Origin of the sequence: Pseudomonas sp. 5Ae-yellow, assembly GCF_014077575.1 — a bacterium.
Taxonomy (GTDB): Bacteria; Pseudomonadota; Gammaproteobacteria; order Pseudomonadales; family Pseudomonadaceae; genus Halopseudomonas; species Halopseudomonas neustonica.
The window spans coordinates 130,031-150,768 of sequence record NZ_JACGWE010000002.1; the positions used below are offsets into that span (position 1 = coordinate 130,031).

Consider the following 20,738-nt stretch of genomic DNA (forward strand, 5'->3'; position numbering starts at 1 on the left):
CAAAGGACGGTGCTATCGCAGCGCTAGCCGCTGAAGGACGCGCGAAGCGCCTTTCAGCGGAAACTGCAGGGCCCGAGTTACTCAGGCAAGCGGAAGGTAATGTAACTGGCACGACCCTGGCGGATCACGCGCATGGAGACAGAGCGATTGCTTGGCAGGTCCTTGGCAATCTCTTCAAAATTGGCAACCGAGTCGACCGCCTGGTTATCCAGGTTGGTGATAATGTCACCCGCACGCAGGCCTACCATAGCGCCCGGCCCTTGGGTTACTTCACGCACCACGACGCCAGCATGAATATCCAGATTCTTCTTCTGCTCGTCGCTCAGCTCGGCAACACTAACCCCTAAGCGATTGTCAGCCTTGGAAGGCGCTGCCGAGTCTGAATCACCCAGCGCAGCGACACTGTCATCCTCAGGCAGGCTGCCGATTTCCATCGTCAGCGTTTTGCGCGATTTATCACGCATAACCACCATGCTCGCCTCGGTGCCTGGACGTACGCGCCCAACGGCGTGTGGCAAATCGGCTGAACGGCTAATTTCTGCGCCGTTGAACGACATGATAACGTCACCCACCTTCAAGCCGCCTTCGTCCGCCGGGCCACCCGGCATAATCTGGGCAACCAGAGCACCGGCGGGCTTGGGCAGATCAAAAGACTCAGCCAGATCTTTGTTAACTTCCTGAATCACAACACCCAACCAGCCTCGCTGCACGCTGCCGCTGGCTTTTAACTGCTCCACTACATCCATCGCTACGTCCATGGGGATCGCGAAAGAGAGCCCCATGAAGCCGCCAGAACGAGTAAAGATCTGCGAGTTAATGCCAACCACTTCGCCATCCAGATTGAATAGCGGGCCGCCGGAATTACCTGGGTTGATCGCTACATCTGTCTGAATGAAAGGAACATAGTTTTCATTTGGCAGACTGCGCCCTTTGGCGCTGACGATGCCTTGCGTCACCGAGTAATCAAAGCCAAAGGGGGAGCCTATAGCCAAGACCCACTCACCGGGCTTGAGATCGGCAGATTTACCAATCTTTACGACGGGCAAATCATCACCTGCGTCTATTTTCAGCAGAGCGAGATCTGAACGAGGATCAGCACCTACCAGGGTAGCTTCCATTTCCCGACGATCGGAGAGGCGTACATAAATTTCATCCGCATCTGCAACCACATGGTTGTTGGTAAGAACGTAGCCGTCTTTGGAAATAATAAAACCGGAGCCCAGCGATTGGGGCGCCTGGTGTTCACGAGGGGCCGGCGACTGCGGAAAGCTGCGCTCAAAAAACTCACGGAACATCGGCGGCATGCCTTCCAGATCCGGCATACCCTGCATACCAGCGGTCGGCACAGCCGAGGGCTTTTGCTTGGTACTAATATTGACGATAGCGGGAGATGCATCTTCTACCAACTCGGTAAAATCAGGCAGATCCGCCGCCAGTACAAGAGATTGCCAACCCAGCAGGGCAGCGCCTGCCGTTGCTACTACCCAACGTCGTAATGACAACATATGCGTGTTTTCTCCTATTGATAGAACGAGAGAAGCTGAAGCGTAACTAGCATCCTAGCGTGCTGACTCCGATACCATAGAGTATCCAAGCGCGGCGGCGATCACCTGTGGCTGCAACTGCGGATCTGACCGCACCATGCGGTCATGCCAGCGAACCAAAACAAAACCAAAAGCCAGACCCACGGCAGAAGATAGAATCATTTGTGGCTCAGACCAGCTTAGCGCTTGCGCTAACAGCGCAGCAGCAAACAAGCAGACAAGCGGAACCAGATATACCCAGATAGCGCTTTTTACTAGCGCATCTTCGGGGACGCCAATCATCACTTCATCCCCAACCTGCCACTCGCGGTCGGTCAGCGCGCGAACAAAGCCTTGAGAAGAGCCCGAACCCAGTTTCTGCAGCAACGCCTGACCACATCCTGCCTTCGCTTGGCAGCTGCCGCAGGTACTAGAGCGGATAGTTGCAACCCAGACAGCCCCGGGCTCCGTGCTTAGAACCCGACCGCGCTCCTCGATCACTGCTGCGCTTCCACAGACTGATCAAAAGAGGCAGCGATACGCTCGGCCGCAGCTGGCGGAATCTCACCAACCACTGTCGCCAGAAAAACCCCATTATTCAGGCTCAGCTTGCGACTAACCGCCACGGTAGGCCCGAGCTGAGCGCGCAAATCATCAGCCAACCCTTCTTCGCCCAACGGCTCAACAAAAACCGTAAACCGGGCCATACCGTCGGTATATACACGACTGGAGACCGGGCTCTCATCTACGGAGTAAGCCCGAACATCCTCTTCGCCACCACTAAACCCAGGCGGCAACCAGCTGGGTTCTATGCTTTCGGCCTTGCTGGCATCGTCTTTCAGGGTAACACCCACCTGCAGACAACCGGCGCCGGGCGCAAGCTCCGCGTCAGCAACGTCAGTCACAGCAATATTGGTAAACTGGAAACGCTCAAGCAGGGTGCTGCGCTCATTGATCAATAGCGACTTAAGCAATAAGCCTGTTTCATTATCCAGATACAGCTCGTAGGCGTAACGGTAATTATCCCGGGGCTTCACTGCCAGTACAGTGGCAGGTCGGTCGGCAACGCGAGTGGTACCTAACGTTTCGAGCGAATACCACTGCTCCAACCGTTCTGGGCTCATTGCTGGCTGGGCAGCAGGATCCCAGACCGGGCCTGCAGAATAGGAACTGGCACACTGTACATCGCCGTTGCGACGAACCCATTCATACGGCTCGCCATCGGCTTGCAATAGTCGCTCAGTGACCACCTTGCTATCCGCTTGATGCCAAACTTGATGGGTGGAAAAACTGCCAGAGCGCTCGTAGACGAACGCTCCTTTGTAGCTTACCTGTTCTGTTGCCTGCGCCATGCGCTGCAACAGATCTGCTGCGTCATTCGCCAGCACCGCAGGCGAGACAAAAAGGGCCGCCACACAGCAGCAGCCCAAACTACGCTTGGATATCACCACTATCGTCCTTCTATACTGGCCGCACGTGCGTAGGGAACCAGCTGAGGCGAAGACGATTGAGCGCTGTTCTCAGCATGCTCGCGCAGATAACGGCCAATACGCTGCTCATGCCACGCTGAAGGCGCCTTGGCAGCAGCAAGCGGCTCAGCACCTACACCCGGCTGCTGCGAGTAGCCTGCCAATACCGCACCTGAACGGGTAGACATTCCACCCGCAGCCGCAAAGCTGGGCACTTCAACCGTATTCTCGACTGCCAGCGTAGGCTGTGCAGGCACATCGCCCTGGTTAACCATGCGAACGCCTACCAATACAGCCATAGTCACCGACGCAGCGACAGCCACCCGAGACATATTGCGCCACAAACCAGACTTGAGCGGCGCCGCCGATTCAGCAGCGACCTGCAACTGCGGCTCATCGCGCAACGCAGCGGCAATGCCGGCCGAAAGGTCAACCGACCCTTGCCAATGCTCTTTATGCAACACCGAGCGCGCTATTTGATAACGCTCCCAAGTACCGCGCACCGTGGGATCCTGTTCGGCGGCCTGGAGAACACGCCGCACTTCCAGTTCGTCAGCCTCGTTATCCATGAGTGCGGAAAGAGACTCCTGCAAGACTTCGTTTCTCATCGCTGTACCTCTGCTAATGGCCCCAAAGGGCTCTCTGCGTTGCGCAACCGAATACCCATCATGCTTCCAGCAGGGGCTTCAGCGCTTTATCTATTGCCTCTCGCGCCCTGAAAATACGCGACCTTACGGTACCAACAGGGCAGTCCATTACATTGGCAATGTCTTCGTAACTCAAACCTTCGAACTCACGCAAGGTCAGAGCTGTTCTCAAATCGTCCGGCAATTGTTGGAGCGTGCGATTGACAACTTGTTCAATCTCATCGCGCAACATTTCGCGTTCTGGCGAATGATTGTCCTTGAGGATGCTGTCTCCCTCGTAGAACTCTGCTTCATCCGCCGCAATATCAGAATCAGGTGGTCGGCGATTACGCGCAACCAGGTAATTTTTGGCCGTATTGATCGCAATACGGTACAGCCAGGTATAAAACGCACTGTCGCCGCGGAAGTTGGCCAGTGCCCGGTAAGCCTTGATAAAGGCTTCCTGGGTCACGTCCTGCGCTTCGTGATTATCATGTACAAAGCGCGTAACCAAGGCCAAAATCTTGTGCTGATACTTCAACACCAACAGATCAAAAGCTCGCTTATCACCTTTCTGAACACGTTCGACCAACTGCTGGTCGCTCTGCTCAGTCATATCGCTGCTCCTGCATGCCGCAGGCCTGCCAGTCGACGTTGTTATGGTAGACCCAAGATGTAACCAAAAGTTCTCCCCTCACTCAGGTACGGAATTTAAGAGCCAGCGTATTGCAGAAAGTTCCGCACATAGCATGCAAATAGCCATCATTGGCGACCACCTTAACGGTGTAACGCGATAACACCCCGCGACAGGCAGTATTGTGAGACAGACAGCTTCTATATACTAGATCGCCGTGACAAGCATTCCACGCCACCCGACGGCAAGACGAGATATTATGACGCAGCAACAGGAATATGACGTACTAGTGATTGGCAGCGGCGCGGCCGGGCTCACACTTGCCCTGCATCTGGCTGGTGATTTGCGGGTGGCAGTGCTGAGCAAAGGACAACTGTCCGAAGGCTCGACCTTCTGGGCTCAAGGGGGCGTTGCCGCTGTCCTTGACGATAGCGACACCGTCGACGCCCATGTACAGGACACCCTGATTGCGGGCGGCGGACTTTGCCATGAAGATGCGGTACGACAGATCGTGGGTGATAGCCGCGACGCTATCGGCTGGCTGGTCGAGCAAGGCGTGCCGTTCACCCGCGAGCGGCGTGAGGATGGCAGCGAAACCGATGACTTTCATCTGACTCGAGAAGGTGGCCATAGTCACAGGCGCATCATTCATGCCGCTGATGCGACTGGCGCGGCCATTTTCAACACGCTGCTCAAGCGCGCCGAAGCCCACAGCAATATTGAGCTGCTGGATAACCGGGTTGCCGTCGACCTGATTACCAGCCAGAAACTGGGCCGTCCCGGCAAGCGCTGCCTCGGCGCCTACATCCTTAATCGATCAAATGGGCATGTGGAAACCGTCGCAGCACGCTTTACCGTATTGGCCACAGGCGGCGCAAGCAAGGTCTACCTCTATACCAGCAATCCGGATAGCGCCTCCGGCGACGGGATTGCAATGGCCTGGCGAGCCGGCTGCAGAGTCGCCAACATGGAGTTTAACCAGTTCCACCCAACGTGCCTTTATCACCCCAAGGCCAAGAGCTTTTTGGTGACTGAAGCGCTGCGTGGCGAGGGCGCATTGCTCAAACTCCCCAACGGAGAGCGTTTTATGCCGCGCTTTGACGAGCGCGCCGAGCTGGCCCCTCGAGACATAGTCGCACGCGCGATCGATCATGAGATGAAGCGGCTTGGGCTGGATTGCGTCTACCTGGACATCACCCATAAACCGGCAGACTTTATTCGCAGTCACTTTCCGACCGTGCATGAACGCTGCCTCGCCTTTGGCATAGACATTACCAAAGAGCCCATTCCAGTTGTCCCTGCGGCACACTATACCTGTGGCGGGGTGATGGTCGAGGCAAGCGGTCGCACTGATGTGGAGCAGCTTTATGCCATCGGTGAAACCAGTTTCACCGGACTGCACGGCGCCAATCGCATGGCCAGCAACTCGTTACTGGAATGTATTGTTTATGGCCGCTCCGCCAGCCAGGACATCTTGAGTCAGATCGATCAGGTAAGCATGCCGCGCGACCTGCCTCACTGGGACGAAAGTCAGGTCACGGATTCGGACGAAGACGTCATCATTTCCCACAACTGGGACGAACTACGGCGTTTCATGTGGGATTATGTCGGTATTGTGCGCACGTCGAAGCGCTTGCAGCGCGCCAAACACCGGGTCGATATGCTGCGTGGCGAAATTCACGAGTTCTACAGCAACTACCGGGTTAGTCGTGACCTGCTGGAGCTGCGCAACCTGGCTCAGGTTGCCGATCTGATTATCAGCTCGGCGATGCAGCGCCGGGAAAGCCGCGGACTGCATTACACGCTGGACTACCCCGCTCAACTGGACGAAGCCGTCGACACTATTCTGCAGCCGCCCAGCGCTGCCGACTGAAGCGCAGACGTAAGCGCAAACGACGCAGACTCTCTTCCGAGGCCGCGTCACTCGCCAGTATCACTGAAACAGCACGCCAGCGACCCTGCTCGCGCAAACGAACCACTGTCAGCATAGCGCTGACGTAGGTATCGGCGAGCAGCTTGGCTGCAGCTTCTGAGCCATCACGGCGCAACACATGCCAACCCTCGCCGTCGAATCTCAGCCCGGTAACGGAATGTGGATGCCTAAGGCTGACCTGGCGTGGCCAGATCCAGCAGCCATAGCCGCAAACAAGCAAAATGCAGAGCAGGCTCGGCAGCAAGCTAAGCGCACTCTGGAATACTGCAAGGCAGGCCAGAAGGCTGCCGCAGAGCAGTAGCAGCGCTAGCCAGCGCGAAGGCTGGCGGTGCATAACGAGATAATCAGTCTGGCTGTACACGGTCCAATATCATCCTCACAATGCGTTTCAGATCCGGATCTTCAGGCTCGCTGCGCTGCATAAACCAGCCAAACATGTCCTGGTCCTCCGACTCGAGCAACATCCGATAACGATCCTTGTCAGCGTCCTCCAGCGATGGATAGGCTTCCTCCAGAAAGGGGATCAACAGCACATCCAGCTCCAGCATGCCGCGACGGCTGTGCCAGTACAAACGCTTCACTTCTATATCGGCCGACATCGGCAACTCCACACTAAGGATTGAACTAGAGTACATCACCACCATTATAACGATAGGCATGCCTGACAAATACCCAGCATAGCCCCTATGATGTAACACTCACCGCCAAGGGAACAATCATCGGTATGACTGCACTCTCTAATACAGCGATCGAGTTGAGCAATCGCTTTGACACTACCTCTTCCGGTGACTCCGGAACCAGCCTGTGCTGGCTAACCCATGAAGGCGTAATCGCCGTCGACGGCCCTGATGCAGAGCGCTTTCTGCAAGGTCAGCTGACCTGTGACGTAGCGCACCTTGGCGCAAAGCAGAGCACGCTGGGCGCACGCTGCAACCCCAAGGGTCGCATGCAGTCCAGCTTCCGCTTGCACCGCAGCGAGACAGGCTTCCTGTTAAGCATGGCACAGGAGCTGGTCACGCCACAGGTAACCGAGCTCAGTAAATACGCGGCCTTCTTCAAGACCTCTTTAAGCGACCAGTCCGATCAATGGATCAGGCTGGGGCTGTGGGGAGAGCATACAGATAAAGCACTTGCTGCAGCGGACCTTGAACGACCAGCTGGCCCTGGACAGGTAACCACAACACTCGACGCCCGAGTGCTGAGCCTGCCTGATGGCGCCTATGAAGTCTGGTTGACGGCGGGACGAGCACTAGAAGCTACCGATCAGTTGTTGCAACACAGCAGTGCAGACAACCTGAACAACTGGCTATTGCGGCAAATTCAGGCAGGCCTGGGCCAAGTGACAGGACCAACGCTGGAGCTATTCATTCCGCAAATGCTCAACCTGCAACAACTGGGTGGTGTCAGCTTCAAAAAAGGCTGCTACACCGGCCAGGAAATCGTCGCGCGCATGCAGTACCTGGGTAAGCTGAAGCGCCGCATGTACCGCTTGCTGCTCGCTGGCGAGGCGTGCCCTGACGCGGGCACCCCCATTATCGACCGAGATAGCGGTAAAACGGTTGGCGAGGTGGTTATCGCCGCCAGAGGTCGGAAGCTGGTAGAAATGCTGGCCGTGTTGCAGAAGGATGCGGCACAATTGGCTACATTAAGCGCAGGCAATGCACAGGGGCCACTGATAACTCTTGCCGACCTGCCGTACGAATCTGATCTGACTGCCAGCGACGAGGCTGTGCAGTAGCAATCAAATAAAGGATTACCCATGACAGATATGGCCCAACGCGTAAAAGAAGAGCTGATCCAGGCGATCGAAAAAGACCAACTGGTGCTTCCGACACTGCCCGAAGTAGCCCTGCGCGTTCGCGAAGCAGCAGAAGACCCTGATGTCAGCATCCCCTTTCTGGTCAAGGAGATCAGCAACGATGCCGCGCTCAGCGCCCGCTTGATCAAAGTCGTCAACAGCCCTCTATTACGCAGCCGGCAGGAAATCACCGACCTGTCGATGGCCGTCAACCGCATGGGCATTACTTACACTGCAAACCTGGCGATCGGCCTGGCGATGTCACAGATGTTTCAGGCCACCTCCGACGTTATTGACCGCAAGATGCGTGAAGTCTGGACCCGCAGTACCGAAGTGGCCGGTATCAGCCACGTACTATGCAAGCACTACACTCGCCTCAAGCCTGACCAGGCAACCTTGGGCGGCCTGGTGCACCAGATCGGCGTACTGCCGATCCTTGCCTATGCCGAAGAAAACAGCCAGCTTCTGCGCGATTCCATCAGCCTGAATCTGGTTATTGAAGAGATTCATCCAATCCTTGGCGACCGCATTCTGAAGGCGTGGGACTTTCCGCAACCACTGCGCCACGTGCCGACTGAACACCTGGACTTCGACCGCAACTCCAGCGCGGTCGACTACGCTGATATCGTGCAAGTCGCAGTACTGCAGTCTCTCGCCGGAAGCACGCACCCTTACGCCCAGCTCGACTGGAGTACTATCAGCTCCTTTGCCAAGCTCGGCCTCAACCCCAGTGAAGAGCAGGAAGACGAAGACCTATCCGCTGAAATGGAAGCAGCCATGCAGCTGCTCGCCTGATAACGAGCTGATAGATCCATTATCTGCCCGCCCCCCCCCTGCGGCGGGCAGTTGCCCAGAAGTGCGGCAACGCCTCCCTGATCCCCCCATGATATTCAAGGCACCTTGCGATCAAGCAACAGCGGTGTCTTCTTACTTAACAAAGGTTTGACCAAGAAGCCTACTCAGCAGCAGGCAAACCCCAGTCGACGGGTGTGCGTCCTCGCTCTAGCAGATAATCGTTGGCAGCAGAAAAGTGGCCATTACCAATAAAGCCACGATGCGCCGATAGCGGGGAAGGATGGACCGAAGTTAGAACGCGGTGGCGCGTCTCATCAATCTGCTTTCCTTTGCGCTGAGCATAATTGCCCCAGAGCATGAACACACAGTCAGTGTGACTTTGGTTAATCACCTCGATGATCTTTGACGTGAATACTTCCCAGCCCCGGTTGGCATGAGATCCGGCATTGCCCTGCTCGACCGTCAACACCGAATTGAGCAGTAATACGCCCTGCTCCGCCCAGGATTGCAAACAGCCGTGACTCGGCATCGGTAAGTCAAAATCGCGCTGCAGCTCTTTCAATATGTTCTTGAGTGACGGCGGCTGACGGACACCCGGCGGAACCGAAAAACTCAAACCATGCGCTTGCCCGGGACCGTGATAAGGATCCTGACCAAGAATCACCACTTTAACTTGCTCCAGCGGCGTCGAGTTCAGCGCATTAAAGATCAAAGGTCCTGGCGGATAGATCTCCTTACCCGCCGCCTTCTCAGCCTGCAAAAAGGCCCTGAGGGACTGCATATAGGGCGCATCAAACTCGGCTTCCAGCGCCTGCAACCAGCCTGACTCCAGCTCAATACGCCGCTCAGCCATCACTACTTTGCCGCCGGCACTGTCTGCTCGATACAGCGCACCACGCGATCACGACTGTCCTTGAGCACACCAGAGAGACCGTTCATGTGGCTAGCGTGCAACACCAGGATACCGTCGACGCACTCAGCCTCATGCTTGGCCGGATTGCTGCGCAACTGCCCGGCATCCTCCGCGCCTACGGTGACCAGACGATAGTCTTCCAGCTCAAGCCCTTCTTCAGGCTTGGCAAAGTTCAGATAACCATAAAGGTGCAGTAACAACACGGTACACATGACGCTGGCCATTGCCGTCAGCATAAGCGGCAACTTGTTTATTTCACGGGACTCCGACATCTACAGCTCCAGTTAAAGAATATTGGCGTAGTCGGCTTCGACACGCTCCAAACTCAGGTTATTCAAGAACCCGGAAAAACACATCCAGGCGCTCAGTGCATTCAGATCAGCAAAGGGTGAAGGCAAGTAACGTGGAGGCACCACCAAGCCTTCCTCAACCAACTGGTTCAGGGTACGCATATCCTCCAGCGTGGTCTTGCCGCAAAATAGCAGCGGAATCTGCTGCAGCTTGCCTTTACGCACAGCCAGCTGAATGTAGTTGTAAGTGAGAATAAAGCCCTTGAGGTAAACCAGATCCTTGGTAAAGGGCAGACCGTTGCTGCTTGAGCCCCGGAATACGCGACTGGCATTGTTGTAGCCATCCTCACGCGAATAGCCCTCATCACGGTAGAACTGGAATACATCCATAAAATCGCCGCCAGTCTCGGCAATCTGAATCGCGCGGGTGCGGTCAGTCAACTTGCGCAAACGCGCAGGATAAGACGCGAACGTCAGCACCTCCATAAGAATCGCCAGGCCCTCCTGGGTAACCGTCGAAGACGGCGGGCCTTTAGCCAGGAAGGTACAAATTGGCTGATGCTGGCCATTCAAACTGGTCGCCACGTGCACCATACCCTCGTGCACAGCAAGAATGTTCAGGTCACGTTGGTTGAACTTGGCGTCACTGCGAATCTTGATATAGTCAGCCCCGGCGGCCGCGTCGGCAACAATGCCATCCGACTCGAATACCCGCACCGCCTGATCATCCGGGAAGGCGTCATTCATGCGCGCTTGCAGAATATCCACGGCTTCGGGAGCCGCAATTGTCTTGGGTTCACGGGCAATTTCCGTGCGAGCGATATTACTTAGCGACTCACTCAGCGCTATACCAAGGTCGGTCAGCGTCGGATCGCCGGCATGAAACGCATCGGAGGCAGCACCGTAAAGCTCCTGCGAGATCAGCCCGAAGTCAGCGCTGCCACGCGCCTCCAGCATACGAATCACCATGCGGTACTCACGACACATGCGACGCATGATCTGACCAACCGGATTGAAGGTGCCCAACTGGCGCGTTATGTCTCGCTCGATATCCTGAAACACCTGCCGCAACTCACCGGGGTTATACCCCAGGGGGCGCTGGGCATAATAATCGGGGGTGATATCAGGAATTGCCTTGCAGCGCTTCTGAAAAAAGCTATCACGGACGCTATCGTCCCATTTGATCGCATCCAACACGCGAATAGGCGCCTGCGCCTCGACAATGCGGTCCGATAAACTCCGAATCACCAGCTGATATTGCTCATTCTGTTTCACGGTAGCTCCCTTCGGTCGCAGCTGTAAGCTTCAAGCTGGAAGTGCGTTAGACAATTCTGAAGATCGCCTGATACCCCAGTAGAACAATCTTGGCGTCCGGCGACATGGCAATTCATTAACCAATGCCGCCTCTTGCTTCTAGCTTCCGGCTTGTAGCTGAAACGGCTTACGCCGTTTCTGGCCGCATGTGCGGGAACAGAATAACGTCCCGAATAGACGGCGCATCCGTCAGCAACATCACCAGACGATCAATACCAATACCCTCGCCCGCTGTTGGCGGCATCCCGAATTCCAGCGCACGGACGAAATCAGCATCGAAGTGCATGGCTTCGTCATCACCCGCATCCTTGTCCTTGACCTGCGCATGGAAACGCTCAGCCTGATCTTCAGCGTCGTTAAGCTCCGAATAAGCATTGGCGATCTCGCGACCACCGATGAACAGCTCGAAACGATCGGTCACGCTTGGATCATCATCGCTACGGCGCGCCAGCGGAGACACTTCAAACGGATAACGGGTGATAAAAGTAGGTTGCTCCAGCTTATGTTCAACCAGCTCCTCAAAAATCATGGTTTGCAGTTTGCCCAGCCCCTCGAAACCCTTAACGTCGGCACCGGCTTTCTTAGCGATGACGCGCGCACGGTCAAGGTCTTGCAGATCCGCGGCCGTGACTTCGGGGCTGTATTTGAGAATGGAATCGAATACCGAGAGACGTGCGAAGGGCTCGCCAAAATGGAACACCTTGCCCTGGTAGGGCACATCGGTACTGCCCAAAACCAGTTGAGCCAGTTCGCGGAACAGCTCTTCGGTAAGATCCATGTTGTCTTCGTAATCGGCGTAAGCCTGATAAAACTCCAACATGGTGAATTCCGGATTATGGCGCGTGGAAACACCCTCATTGCGGAAGTTACGGTTGATCTCGAACACGCGCTCAAAGCCGCCAACCACCAAACGCTTTAGGTAGAGCTCAGGCGCAATACGCAAAAACATCGGCAGATCCAGCGCATTATGATGCGTCTCAAACGGCTTGGCCGCGGCACCGCCTGGAATAGTCTGCAGCATAGGCGTTTCCACTTCGAGGAAGTTGCGCTCACTGAGAAACTTGCGGATATGCCCAATCACCCGAGAGCGGACCATAAAGGTGTTACGAGTGTCTTCGTTGACGATCAGGTCAACATAGCGCTGACGATAACGCTGCTCGGTATCCGTCAGGCCATGGTGCTTGTCGGGCAGCGGGCGCAAAGACTTGGTCAGCAGCTTGACCGCCGTCATATGCACATACAGATCACCCTTGCCGGAGCGCGCCAGGTTACCTTCTGCGGCGATGATGTCGCCCAGATCCCAATGTTTGATTTCTTCCAGCGTCTCAGCTGGCAAGCCTTTACGGTCAACGTAGACCTGCAGGCGGCCACTCATATCTTGCAGCACCATAAAGGCACCCCGATTGAGCATGATACGGCCAGCAATTTTGACCGGAATGGCCGTCTCAGCTAGCTCTTCCTTGCTCTTGTCGGCGTACTTTTTCTGCAGGTCGCCGCAATAGCTGTCAGGGCGGAAGTCGTTGGGGAAGACCGCGCCTTTTTCACGCGCGGCAGCCAGTTTGGCTTTACGCAGTGCAATGAGCTGGTTTTCTTCCTCGTGCTGAGCTTGCTGGTCTTGCTGCTGATCGGTCATGTCAATGGAATCCCGGAAAATCAAATCAATATAGATTGGCTGTAAGCAGTGAGCACTCGGCTGATTTCTGCGATTACAAACCCTGCTTCAGGCTGGCCTCGATAAACTCATCCAGATCGCCATCAAGCACTGCGTTGCAGTTGCTGTTCTCGATGCCGGTGCGCAAATCCTTGATCCGCGACTGGTCCAGCACATAAGAGCGAATCTGATGACCCCAGCCGATATCCGACTTGGTCTCTTCCAGTGCCTGTGCTGCTTCACTACGCTTCATCATTTCCAGCTCGTACAACTTGGCCCGCAACATCTTCATGGCGGTGTCCCTGTTGGCGTGCTGAGAGCGCTGGTTCTGGCAACTGACCACCGTATTGGTAGGTACGTGGGTTATACGCACGGCAGAATCAGTAGTGTTAACGTGCTGGCCACCAGCGCCGGAGGATCGGTAGGTATCAACCCGCAGGTCAGACGGGTTGATATCGATTTCGATATCATCATCGATTTCAGGGGCGGCAAACACCGCTGAAAACGAGGTATGTCGGCGATTACCCGAGTCGTACGGGCTCTTGCGGACCAAGCGATGCACACCGATTTCGGTGCGCAGCCAACCAAAGGCATATTCACCCTTGATATAAACGGTCGCACTCTTGATACCGGCTACCTCGCCCTCGGACAGCTCGACAATCTCGGTTTCAAAACCACGCTGATCGGCCCAGCGCAGGTACATGCGCAGCAGCATATTGGCCCAATCCTGCGCTTCAGTACCACCAGAGCCAGCCTGAATATCCAGATAGCAGTTGCTGGCATCCATCTCGCCGCTGAACATGCGTCGAAACTCCAGCTTCTCCAACGCTACCTGCAGCCGAGCCAGTTCCGCCACCACATCGTCTACGGCGCCCTGATCTTCCTCTTCCGCCGCCATTTCCAGCAATTCGGACGCGTCAGCCAGGCCGCTGCTCATCTGGTCCAGGGTTTCTACGATCTGCGCCAGTTGCGCACGCTCACGACCCAGATTCTGGGCGCGTTCAGGCTCATTCCAGACGCTGGGGTCTTCCAGTTCACGTTCAACTTCGATCAGGCGCTCATGCTTTTGATCGTAGTCAAAGATACCCCCGAATGGTTTCGGAGCGACTACGCAGATCTTTGATGGTGTTCAGAATCGGATTGATTTCCATATTGACTCATCCCGGCAGGAAAAAGCGGATATTGTAGCGGAAATCGGGTACCGAGTGCAGCGTCTAAGTGCGCTAGAAGAGACAGCCCCGGCTATCTCCTATAGCGCTTTGAGAGCAACAAACTCATAGTTTGAAGCGCGCGACCAGTTGATTTAAATCCACGGCCAAACGAGATAATTCGTGACTGGCAGAGCTTGTCTGCTCAGCTCCTGAGGCAGCCTGCATAGACAGATCACGGATATTCACCAGATTACGATCTACTTCTCGTGCTACCTGCGCCTGCTCTTCTGAAGCACTGGCGATGACCATATTGCGCTCATTGATGGAGCCTATGGCTAGCGTAATCCTGCCTAGCGCTTCGCCTGAGGCTTGAGCCAGCCCGAGCGTCGAATTCGCCTGCCCCATGCTTTTTTGCATAGCTGATACCGCACTGGCGGCACCTTTTTGCACAATCGAAATCATTCTTTCGATTTCTTCGGTGGACTGCTGTGTGCGATGCGCCAGCGCACGAACCTCGTCAGCGACAACGGCAAAACCCCGACCCTGCTCACCGGCCCTGGCCGCTTCAATTGCCGCATTTAGTGCCAATAAATTAGTCTGCTCGGCTACCGCGCGGATAACATCGAGCACCTGAGTAATATCTCGAATATCGTTAGCCAGTCCTTCCACACTCTCTGAGGTAGCGGTCATATCGCTTGCCAGCTCATTGATCGCGGACACTGTTTGCCGCACCCGCTCACTTCCATCACGCGCACTTTCGTCCGTATCTTTGGACGCCTCAGAGGTACTCACGGCGTTCCTTGCCACCTCCTCCACCGCTGTCGTCATCTGGTTTACCGCGGTAGCTGCCTGCTCCATCTCATGGTTTTGCTGACGCATCCCCCGGTTAGAATCCTCAGTAACGGCGTTGAGCTCGTCCGCCGCAGACCCGAGCTGTATGGAAGAGCTGCTGATACTTTGAATAGTGTCACGCAAGCTGCTCTGCATCACTCTAAGTGCTTCGAGCAGCTGAGCAGCTTCATCCTTACCCTCTACGGCAAATCGCTGGGTAAGATCACCGGAGGCAATGGTTTGAGCGACGGTAACGGCTTGAGACAGGGGGCTGACGATACTGCGAATCAACATGAACGCAAGGATGACCGTAAGAATCATCGCACCAATGGAAAGCGCAACCACCAGGGTAAACCCGCTATTGAAACTCGCATCAGCCGTCTTGGTAGCCTCAGATGCACCAATACGATTAAGCTCCTTTAGTGCTTGAAGCTGCTGCATCATATCGTCGGCATAATCATTCAGTGTTGTATTGACCACCTCAAGCGCAGCCTCCCGCGCACCGCTTCTCTCCAAAGAGATAATCTTTGCCTGCTGCTCCATGTAGCGCTTCACTGAATTAGCGAAACGCTCATGCACGGCCTCCTCTTCTGGCGAAGAAATAAGCAACTTATAGCGGTCTTCGGCCGCATCCAGGGTCGCTTTCGCATCGCCCATGCGGCGAATGGTATCCTCGGTATCTTCAGGACTTTTCAGCGTCAGTAGACGTAGCGTCAACGCACGTACTCGACCAATAGCAACGCCCATATCATTGGTTGCAAGTATCGCTGGCAGCCAATTCTCATCGATCTGCTCGGACATGTGGTCCATGCGCTTCATCTGAGTCAATGAAAGCCCGGCTACCGCGACCAGCAATAGCGCTAGCAACGAAAAGCAGATGACAGCCCTAACACCAATACTCACGCTCCTGATTGACATAGACCTCTCCCTGAAACCCGGCTTCACATAACGATATAAAAACATAACCTGGAGACCAGCCCATGCATGCTATTGCAGAGTAGTACAGGCAACAGCACCTCGCCACGCAGGCAAAATGCCGAGCGCGCCGATAGCAATCCAGAGAATGAAAAAAACGAGGTTATGTATAAACACTGCTTTGCGTAGTTAGGCACCCGGAAATCCTATTGCCGATCACAGCGTGAACGACAATAGGAGGCACTAAGCTATTGGAAGCAAGCATCCCCAACTCGAGGTACAGCCATCAACTTTGTAGCCGTTCGCAATGAGCGATTAGCGACCAAAGCAACGCAAGAACACGAGAGTACCGACACCCCAGAATGCGTTGAGAATAAACCCAATGACGAAGCGAGCTGGTAACTGCGCCACATCAAACCCATAGCCTTTGAGGGGAAATACTACAATCAGAGCCACCAACGTCAAGGCGACGCCGCCAAATAGAGCCGCCTTAAGCCAAACAAGGCTATTACCCCAGCGGGCCAAAACCCATACCAGCGCCAGCCCCCAGAGCCCGCCCCAAAAAGAGGCCGATAATACCGACGGCACACCCAGGGGTTCAGTTGGCGTCAGCGAGAAAGGCGCAAAGGGTACGATGCCTGCCGAATGCAGCAAGCCCAAAGCGACCTGATGAAAGCAGAGAACTGCCAGGAAACCTGCCACAAATGCCAATAGCCAGCGCCGCATAAAATCACCCGTTCATTAAATGTCAAAGAACTATAGCAGCGCTTACTGCAAAAGCATTGCTTCAGCAGACACAGACTCACTCGAGACGCCAGAAAGACGCAACAGCACGGGATGTATCAGAGCAGCAGATTGCGGCTGGCTAAACCAATAACCCTGGATCAGTTGACAACCCTCAAGCTGCAGAAAGTCCATCTGCTCAAGCGTTTCGATGCCTTCAGCAACCACATCCATTTCCAGCCCACGACCGAGGCTGATAATAGCTCGACTGATCGCTTTCAACCGCTCATCGTGCGGCGCTTTGGTGACAAAGCTCTTGTCGACCTTGATGATGTGCAGTGGATAGCGGTGTAGATAGCCCAGAGACGAAAAACCCGTGCCGAAATCATCCAGCGCAATACGCACGCCCATGCTTTCCAGCTCGCGCAAGGTCGCTAATGTATCGGGTACATCGCGCATCAGCAGGCTTTCGGTAATTTCCAGAACCAAACTGGTCGCCGGCAAGCCAGACTCCTGCAGCACCTGCGCCACGCGTCGAGCGAAGCCAGCTTCCTGCAGCTGCCTGCTGGACAAATTTACCGAACAGCGCAGTCCGGGCAAGCCATCCTGCTGCCATTGACGTACTTGTGTGCAGGCCTGCTGCAGCACCCAATCACCGACCTTGACGATTTCACCACTTTCTTCCAACGCCGAGATAAACTCGTCCGGCGGCACCAGCCTGTCGTCCTGCCACCAACGCAGCAACGCCTCTACGCCAACCACCTTAGAGCGACCTGCCGACACTCTCACTATCGGTTGATAATAGAGTTCAAACTGCTTGCGCGAGAGCGCTTCGCTGAGTGCATTCTCCAGGTTAAGTCGCTGATGCACTTCCTCTTGCAGCCGATCGCTGAAAAGAGCGAGCTGCGACTTGCCAAAGGCCTTGGCTCGGTAAAGTGCCAAATCCGCTTCGCGCAGGGCATCCTGGTGATAGTCCTGCCCTTTGAGCGGCGCCACACCAATGCTGACACTAACGCTGAGTCGACGCCCATCAACAACCAGGGGGTACTGTAGTGCCTGCATGATGCGCTTGGCGACCAGCTCGGCATCATGCTCCAGCGCCATATCATCAAGCAGTACAACGTACTCATCACCGCCAAAACGACACAGGTGATCACCAGGACGCAGGCAACGCTCAATCCGATTGGCAACCTGAATCAATACCTGATCACCGGCTTGATGGCCCAGACTGTCATTGATCAATTTAAAGCGGTCAAGACCGATAAAGAGCACAGCAGCCTTGCGCGCGCCAGGCTTGCGCTGACGCTGCAAAGCCTGCGCTATTAACTGGCTGGCGCTCTGTCGATTGGGTAGTCCGGTCAGGCTATCGTGCAGCGTAGCGTGGGCCAACTCCTGCTCAGCCTGCTTGCGTTGACTGATATCGGTCTGTGAGCCCGCCAGCAATCGCTTGCCATAGAGATCAGTACTCACTACGCCACGGATCAGCACCCAGACTAATTGCCCCCAGCTATCGCGCAATTGACACTCAACATGCAAAAAGGCCTGACGCCCTTCCAGGTGGGCCTGCACCGCCGATCGGAAAAGCAGACGTTGTGCCTCCGGCATCAGGTCGGCCCAGCCCTCGAAAGACATTGGTGCATGCTTGCTGTCGAGCCCCAGCATCGCTGACCAGCGCTCGGAGACATATAGGTAGTCATCCTCGACATGCCACTCCCAGAGTCCATCATTGGCACCGCGCAAGGCTCTGGAATAACGGTCCTGACTTGCCTGCAGGGCCATTTTGTCAGCGCTTGCGTAACTATCAACCGTGAGCGCAATGTCAAAAAATGCCGCTTTCAAAAGACTGGCATAGAGCTGCTCCGCAAGCAGCGGTTGTTCAGCCCACTCACGGCGAATAGCCGTGTGCATATAGTCCAGATAGAAGTGGAAGGCGCCCAGGTACCATTTCAGCCCCAGGCCCTGTCCTTGATGCTTTAGCCCGACCAACAGACGCAAGCGCGCATACTGCATATCGTAGGGTCCACGCAGCATCCGCCGAAAGTAATGCTGTTGTTCGAGCTGCAGTTGCAGCAGCTGAGCAGACTCTTGCATCTGCTGGGCCGGCTCATCGAACTGCTCAAGGTGGATAAATAACGCGTGGATGCAATCGAGGTGAACTCGATCGAGTTGGCGCAGGTTTTCCTGCAATGCCGGGAGTCGGGCTTCAGTAATCAACAAAAGGCGTAAACGCTGACGAATCTCGTCGGGATTCAAACCGAGATTGCGCTGCATTGCCACCAGCTTCTGCTTCAGATCGGGCACACGTGACATCCTTGCTCGTGCAATTATTTATGCGTCACAGAACGGCATACCGCTGAATTGTGACGCATTTCGCATTTTTGTACCGCTATCAGAACGGAAACCAAGCAAGGCGTCAATCCCCTCTTTGCGAAGGAGAAAGGTGACGCTACCCGTCCAGCGCCTCCAGATGACGCACCATGAGCTGCAGGCTCTGCCGGCCGCGAAACTCATTAATATCCAGCGTGTAGGCAATACGGACTCGGCTTACCTGCTGGTTTGGCCAGCACTGCGGATCAATATTAAAAGCAATAGCATCATAAAGGTCACTACCAGAGGGCGTTTGTAGCAGCATCTTCAGATGACGCTCGCCTACCAGGCGCTGTTGCACCAGTTTAAATTCGCCATCAAATAGCGGCTCAGGAAAGTGTTGCCCCCAAGGGCCAGCCTCGCGCAGATGACCGGCGGTCTGCATCGATAACTCGTGATCCTGCAGGCTACCATCCGACAGCAGGCGGCCAGTGAGGTCAGCCGCGCTAAGCTGACGTCGCACCTCTGTATCAAAGGCATCACGGAATGCAGCAAAATCGGATTCCAGCAACGACAACCCGGCGGCCATGGCATGCCCGCCAAACTTGCTGATCAGCTGTGGGTGCTGCGCAGCAACTGCGTCCAGCGCATCACGAATATGCAGGCCGGCAACTGAGCGCGCCGACCCCTTGATCATGCCTTCACCGGCATCAGCAAACGCAATAACCGGGCGATGGAAACGATCTTTAAGGCGGGACGCCAGGATACCAATCACACCCTGATGCCACTCAGCATCAAAAAGACATAACCCAAAGGGCAAATCTGTCTCATCGAGCTGCATGGCATCAAGGGTTTTCAGCGCTTGCTGCTGCATGTCGCGCTCAATCGATTTACGATCGCGGTTAAGGCCATCAAGCTCACGCGCCATATCCAGCGCCAGCCCCTCGTCTTCGGTCAGCAGGCACTCGATACCCAGGCTCATGTCATCCAGCCGACCGGCTGCATTCAGTCTGGGGCCAACAATAAAGCCCAAGTCGGTCGATACCAGCTTGTCTGCAGGCCGCCCGGCGACTTCCAGCAAAGCGCGAATACCGGGGCGACAGCGGCCAGCACGAATCCGCGCCAAGCCCTGATGCACCAAAATACGATTGTTTGCATCCAGTGGCACCACATCTGCCACTGTCCCCAGTGCCACCAGATCGAGCAGCTCAGCCAAATTAGGCTCAGCATGGGTGGCAAACCAGCCGCTATCACGCAGCTTGGCGCGCAGCGCCAGCATGACGTAGAAAATCACTCCGACACCCGCCATCGCCTTGCTCGGAAAGGCGCAGCCTGGCTGGCTAGGGTTGACGATGGCATCCGCCTGCGGCAGCTCGCTACCGGGCAGGTGGTGGTCGGTCACCAGCACCCGTAATCCGGCAGCCTTGGCCGCCGCCACGCCATCGATACTGGATATCCCGTTATCGACCGTTACCAACAGATCAGGGCTGCGCTGCAATGCGACCGCCACAATCTCCGGCGTCAGTCCGTAACCATATTCAAAGCGGTTGGGGACCAGATAATCAACCTGCTGCGCGCCGAGCATACGTAACGCCAGAACCGCCACACTGCTGGCAGTAGCACCATCAGCGTCAAAATCACCCACGACCAAAATTGATTGCTGTGCGGCCAATGCCTCGCACAAAACCTCGACCGCCGCATCCATCCCGCTGAGCTGCTGATAGGGCAGCAACGCACGCAAGCCCCGATCCAGCTCGGCAGCACTTTGCACGCCTCGCGTCGCGTAAAGCCGAGTCAATAACGGCGAGATGTCGCCAAGATCGGGCAGCTGTTCCGGTGGTTGACGAGATTCGATCAGCATAAAA

19 protein-coding genes are annotated in these 20,738 nt (G+C 55.6%); 3 read left to right on the plus strand and 16 right to left on the minus strand.

All coding sequences use genetic code 11. The annotated features are described in order from the left end of the window. Nucleotides 1–77: 77 nt before the first annotated feature. Genes H4J77_RS02615 through rpoE form a run of 5 tightly spaced genes read right to left on the minus strand, consistent with a single transcriptional unit; the run spans nucleotide 78 to nucleotide 4,234 of the window. Nucleotides 78–1,505, minus strand: a complete 1,428-nt coding sequence (locus tag H4J77_RS02615) for a DegQ family serine endoprotease (protein WP_123888611.1) — start codon at nucleotides 1,503–1,505, stop codon at nucleotides 78–80. A gap of 54 nt (nucleotides 1,506–1,559) precedes the next feature. Next, entirely contained in the window at nucleotides 1,560–2,024 is a 465-nt protein-coding gene (locus H4J77_RS02620) for a SoxR reducing system RseC family protein (RefSeq protein WP_123888610.1), read from the minus strand. After that, complete coding sequence (locus tag H4J77_RS02625) at nucleotides 2,021–2,971, minus strand: MucB/RseB C-terminal domain-containing protein (RefSeq protein WP_310734924.1); 951 nt, start codon at nucleotides 2,969–2,971, stop codon at nucleotides 2,021–2,023. Before H4J77_RS02625 ends, H4J77_RS02620 begins: the two co-directional genes overlap by 4 nt. A gap of 2 nt (nucleotides 2,972–2,973) precedes the next feature. Then, on the minus strand, nucleotides 2,974–3,600 hold the full coding sequence (locus tag H4J77_RS02630) for a sigma-E factor negative regulatory protein (RefSeq protein WP_123888609.1): 627 nt from the start codon (nucleotides 3,598–3,600) through the stop codon (nucleotides 2,974–2,976). A 58-nt stretch (nucleotides 3,601–3,658) separates the two neighbouring features. Continuing rightward, nucleotides 3,659–4,234, minus strand: coding sequence for an RNA polymerase sigma factor RpoE (gene rpoE, locus H4J77_RS02635; RefSeq protein WP_123888608.1), 576 nt, complete (start codon nucleotides 4,232–4,234; stop codon nucleotides 3,659–3,661). Nucleotides 4,235–4,511: 277 nt separating this feature from the next. On the opposite strand from rpoE, the gene nadB reads away from it, so the two are divergent. Beyond that, a complete protein-coding gene (nadB, locus tag H4J77_RS02640) occupies nucleotides 4,512–6,125 on the plus strand; it encodes an L-aspartate oxidase (RefSeq protein ID WP_123888607.1) in 1,614 nt (537 codons plus the stop codon). Here nadB and H4J77_RS02645 read toward each other — a convergent pair. After that, nucleotides 6,094–6,546, minus strand: coding sequence for a protein YgfX (locus tag H4J77_RS02645; protein ID WP_123888606.1), 453 nt, complete (start codon nucleotides 6,544–6,546; stop codon nucleotides 6,094–6,096). The two genes, nadB and H4J77_RS02645, sit on opposite strands and share 32 nt — an antisense overlap. Next, the gene (locus tag H4J77_RS02650) at nucleotides 6,530–6,784 is read right to left on the minus strand and encodes a succinate dehydrogenase assembly factor 2 (RefSeq protein WP_123888605.1); all 255 of its coding nucleotides are present in this window, start codon (nucleotides 6,782–6,784) and stop codon (nucleotides 6,530–6,532) included. The genes H4J77_RS02645 and H4J77_RS02650 overlap by 17 nt, the downstream gene beginning before the upstream one ends. A gap of 125 nt (nucleotides 6,785–6,909) precedes the next feature. Here H4J77_RS02650 and H4J77_RS02655 point away from each other — a divergent pair, with 125 nt between their 5' ends. Continuing rightward, nucleotides 6,910–7,923 (plus strand): folate-binding protein YgfZ, encoded by a 1,014-nt coding sequence (locus H4J77_RS02655; RefSeq protein ID WP_182246910.1) that lies wholly within the window; start codon nucleotides 6,910–6,912, stop codon nucleotides 7,921–7,923. 21 nt (nucleotides 7,924–7,944) lie between these two features. After that, nucleotides 7,945–8,778 (plus strand): HDOD domain-containing protein, encoded by an 834-nt coding sequence (locus H4J77_RS02660; protein WP_123888603.1) that lies wholly within the window; start codon nucleotides 7,945–7,947, stop codon nucleotides 8,776–8,778. A gap of 160 nt (nucleotides 8,779–8,938) precedes the next feature. On the opposite strand, the gene ung is transcribed toward H4J77_RS02660, so the two are convergent. The 9 genes from ung to recJ all read right to left on the minus strand — a co-directional run bounded on the left by ung (nucleotide 8,939) and on the right by recJ (nucleotide 20,734). Beyond that, entirely contained in the window at nucleotides 8,939–9,631 is a 693-nt protein-coding gene (gene ung, locus H4J77_RS02665; RefSeq protein WP_177412301.1) for a uracil-DNA glycosylase, read from the minus strand. Between the two features lie 2 nt (nucleotides 9,632–9,633). Next, nucleotides 9,634–9,963 (minus strand): hypothetical protein, encoded by a 330-nt coding sequence (locus H4J77_RS02670; protein WP_123888601.1) that lies wholly within the window; start codon nucleotides 9,961–9,963, stop codon nucleotides 9,634–9,636. A gap of 12 nt (nucleotides 9,964–9,975) precedes the next feature. After that, nucleotides 9,976–11,256 (minus strand): flavohemoglobin expression-modulating QEGLA motif protein, encoded by a 1,281-nt coding sequence (locus H4J77_RS02675; RefSeq protein WP_123888600.1) that lies wholly within the window; start codon nucleotides 11,254–11,256, stop codon nucleotides 9,976–9,978. Between the two features lie 166 nt (nucleotides 11,257–11,422). Beyond that, the gene (lysS, locus tag H4J77_RS02680) at nucleotides 11,423–12,928 is read right to left on the minus strand and encodes a lysine--tRNA ligase (protein ID WP_123888599.1); all 1,506 of its coding nucleotides are present in this window, start codon (nucleotides 12,926–12,928) and stop codon (nucleotides 11,423–11,425) included. A gap of 73 nt (nucleotides 12,929–13,001) precedes the next feature. After that, nucleotides 13,002–14,097, minus strand: a protein-coding gene (gene prfB, locus H4J77_RS02685; protein WP_123888598.1) for a peptide chain release factor 2 whose coding sequence is annotated in 2 segments (ribosomal slippage) — nucleotides 13,002–14,024 and nucleotides 14,026–14,097 — 1,095 coding nt in all. Because the reading frame shifts where the segments join, the coding sequence is not laid out codon by codon here. A 123-nt stretch (nucleotides 14,098–14,220) separates the two neighbouring features. Continuing rightward, the gene (locus tag H4J77_RS02690; protein ID WP_182246911.1) at nucleotides 14,221–15,846 is read right to left on the minus strand and encodes a methyl-accepting chemotaxis protein; all 1,626 of its coding nucleotides are present in this window, start codon (nucleotides 15,844–15,846) and stop codon (nucleotides 14,221–14,223) included. 312 nt (nucleotides 15,847–16,158) lie between these two features. Further along, complete coding sequence (locus H4J77_RS02695) at nucleotides 16,159–16,569, minus strand: hypothetical protein (protein WP_123888596.1); 411 nt, start codon at nucleotides 16,567–16,569, stop codon at nucleotides 16,159–16,161. Nucleotides 16,570–16,611: 42 nt separating this feature from the next. Beyond that, nucleotides 16,612–18,867 carry an EAL domain-containing protein gene (locus H4J77_RS02700; RefSeq protein ID WP_235869637.1) on the minus strand — a complete coding sequence of 752 codons (2,256 nt, stop codon included), beginning with the start codon at nucleotides 18,865–18,867 and terminating at the stop codon, nucleotides 16,612–16,614. A gap of 145 nt (nucleotides 18,868–19,012) precedes the next feature. Beyond that, nucleotides 19,013–20,734 carry a single-stranded-DNA-specific exonuclease RecJ gene (recJ, locus tag H4J77_RS02705; RefSeq protein WP_182246912.1) on the minus strand — a complete coding sequence of 574 codons (1,722 nt, stop codon included), beginning with the start codon at nucleotides 20,732–20,734 and terminating at the stop codon, nucleotides 19,013–19,015. Between the last annotated feature and the right edge of the window lie 4 nt (nucleotides 20,735–20,738).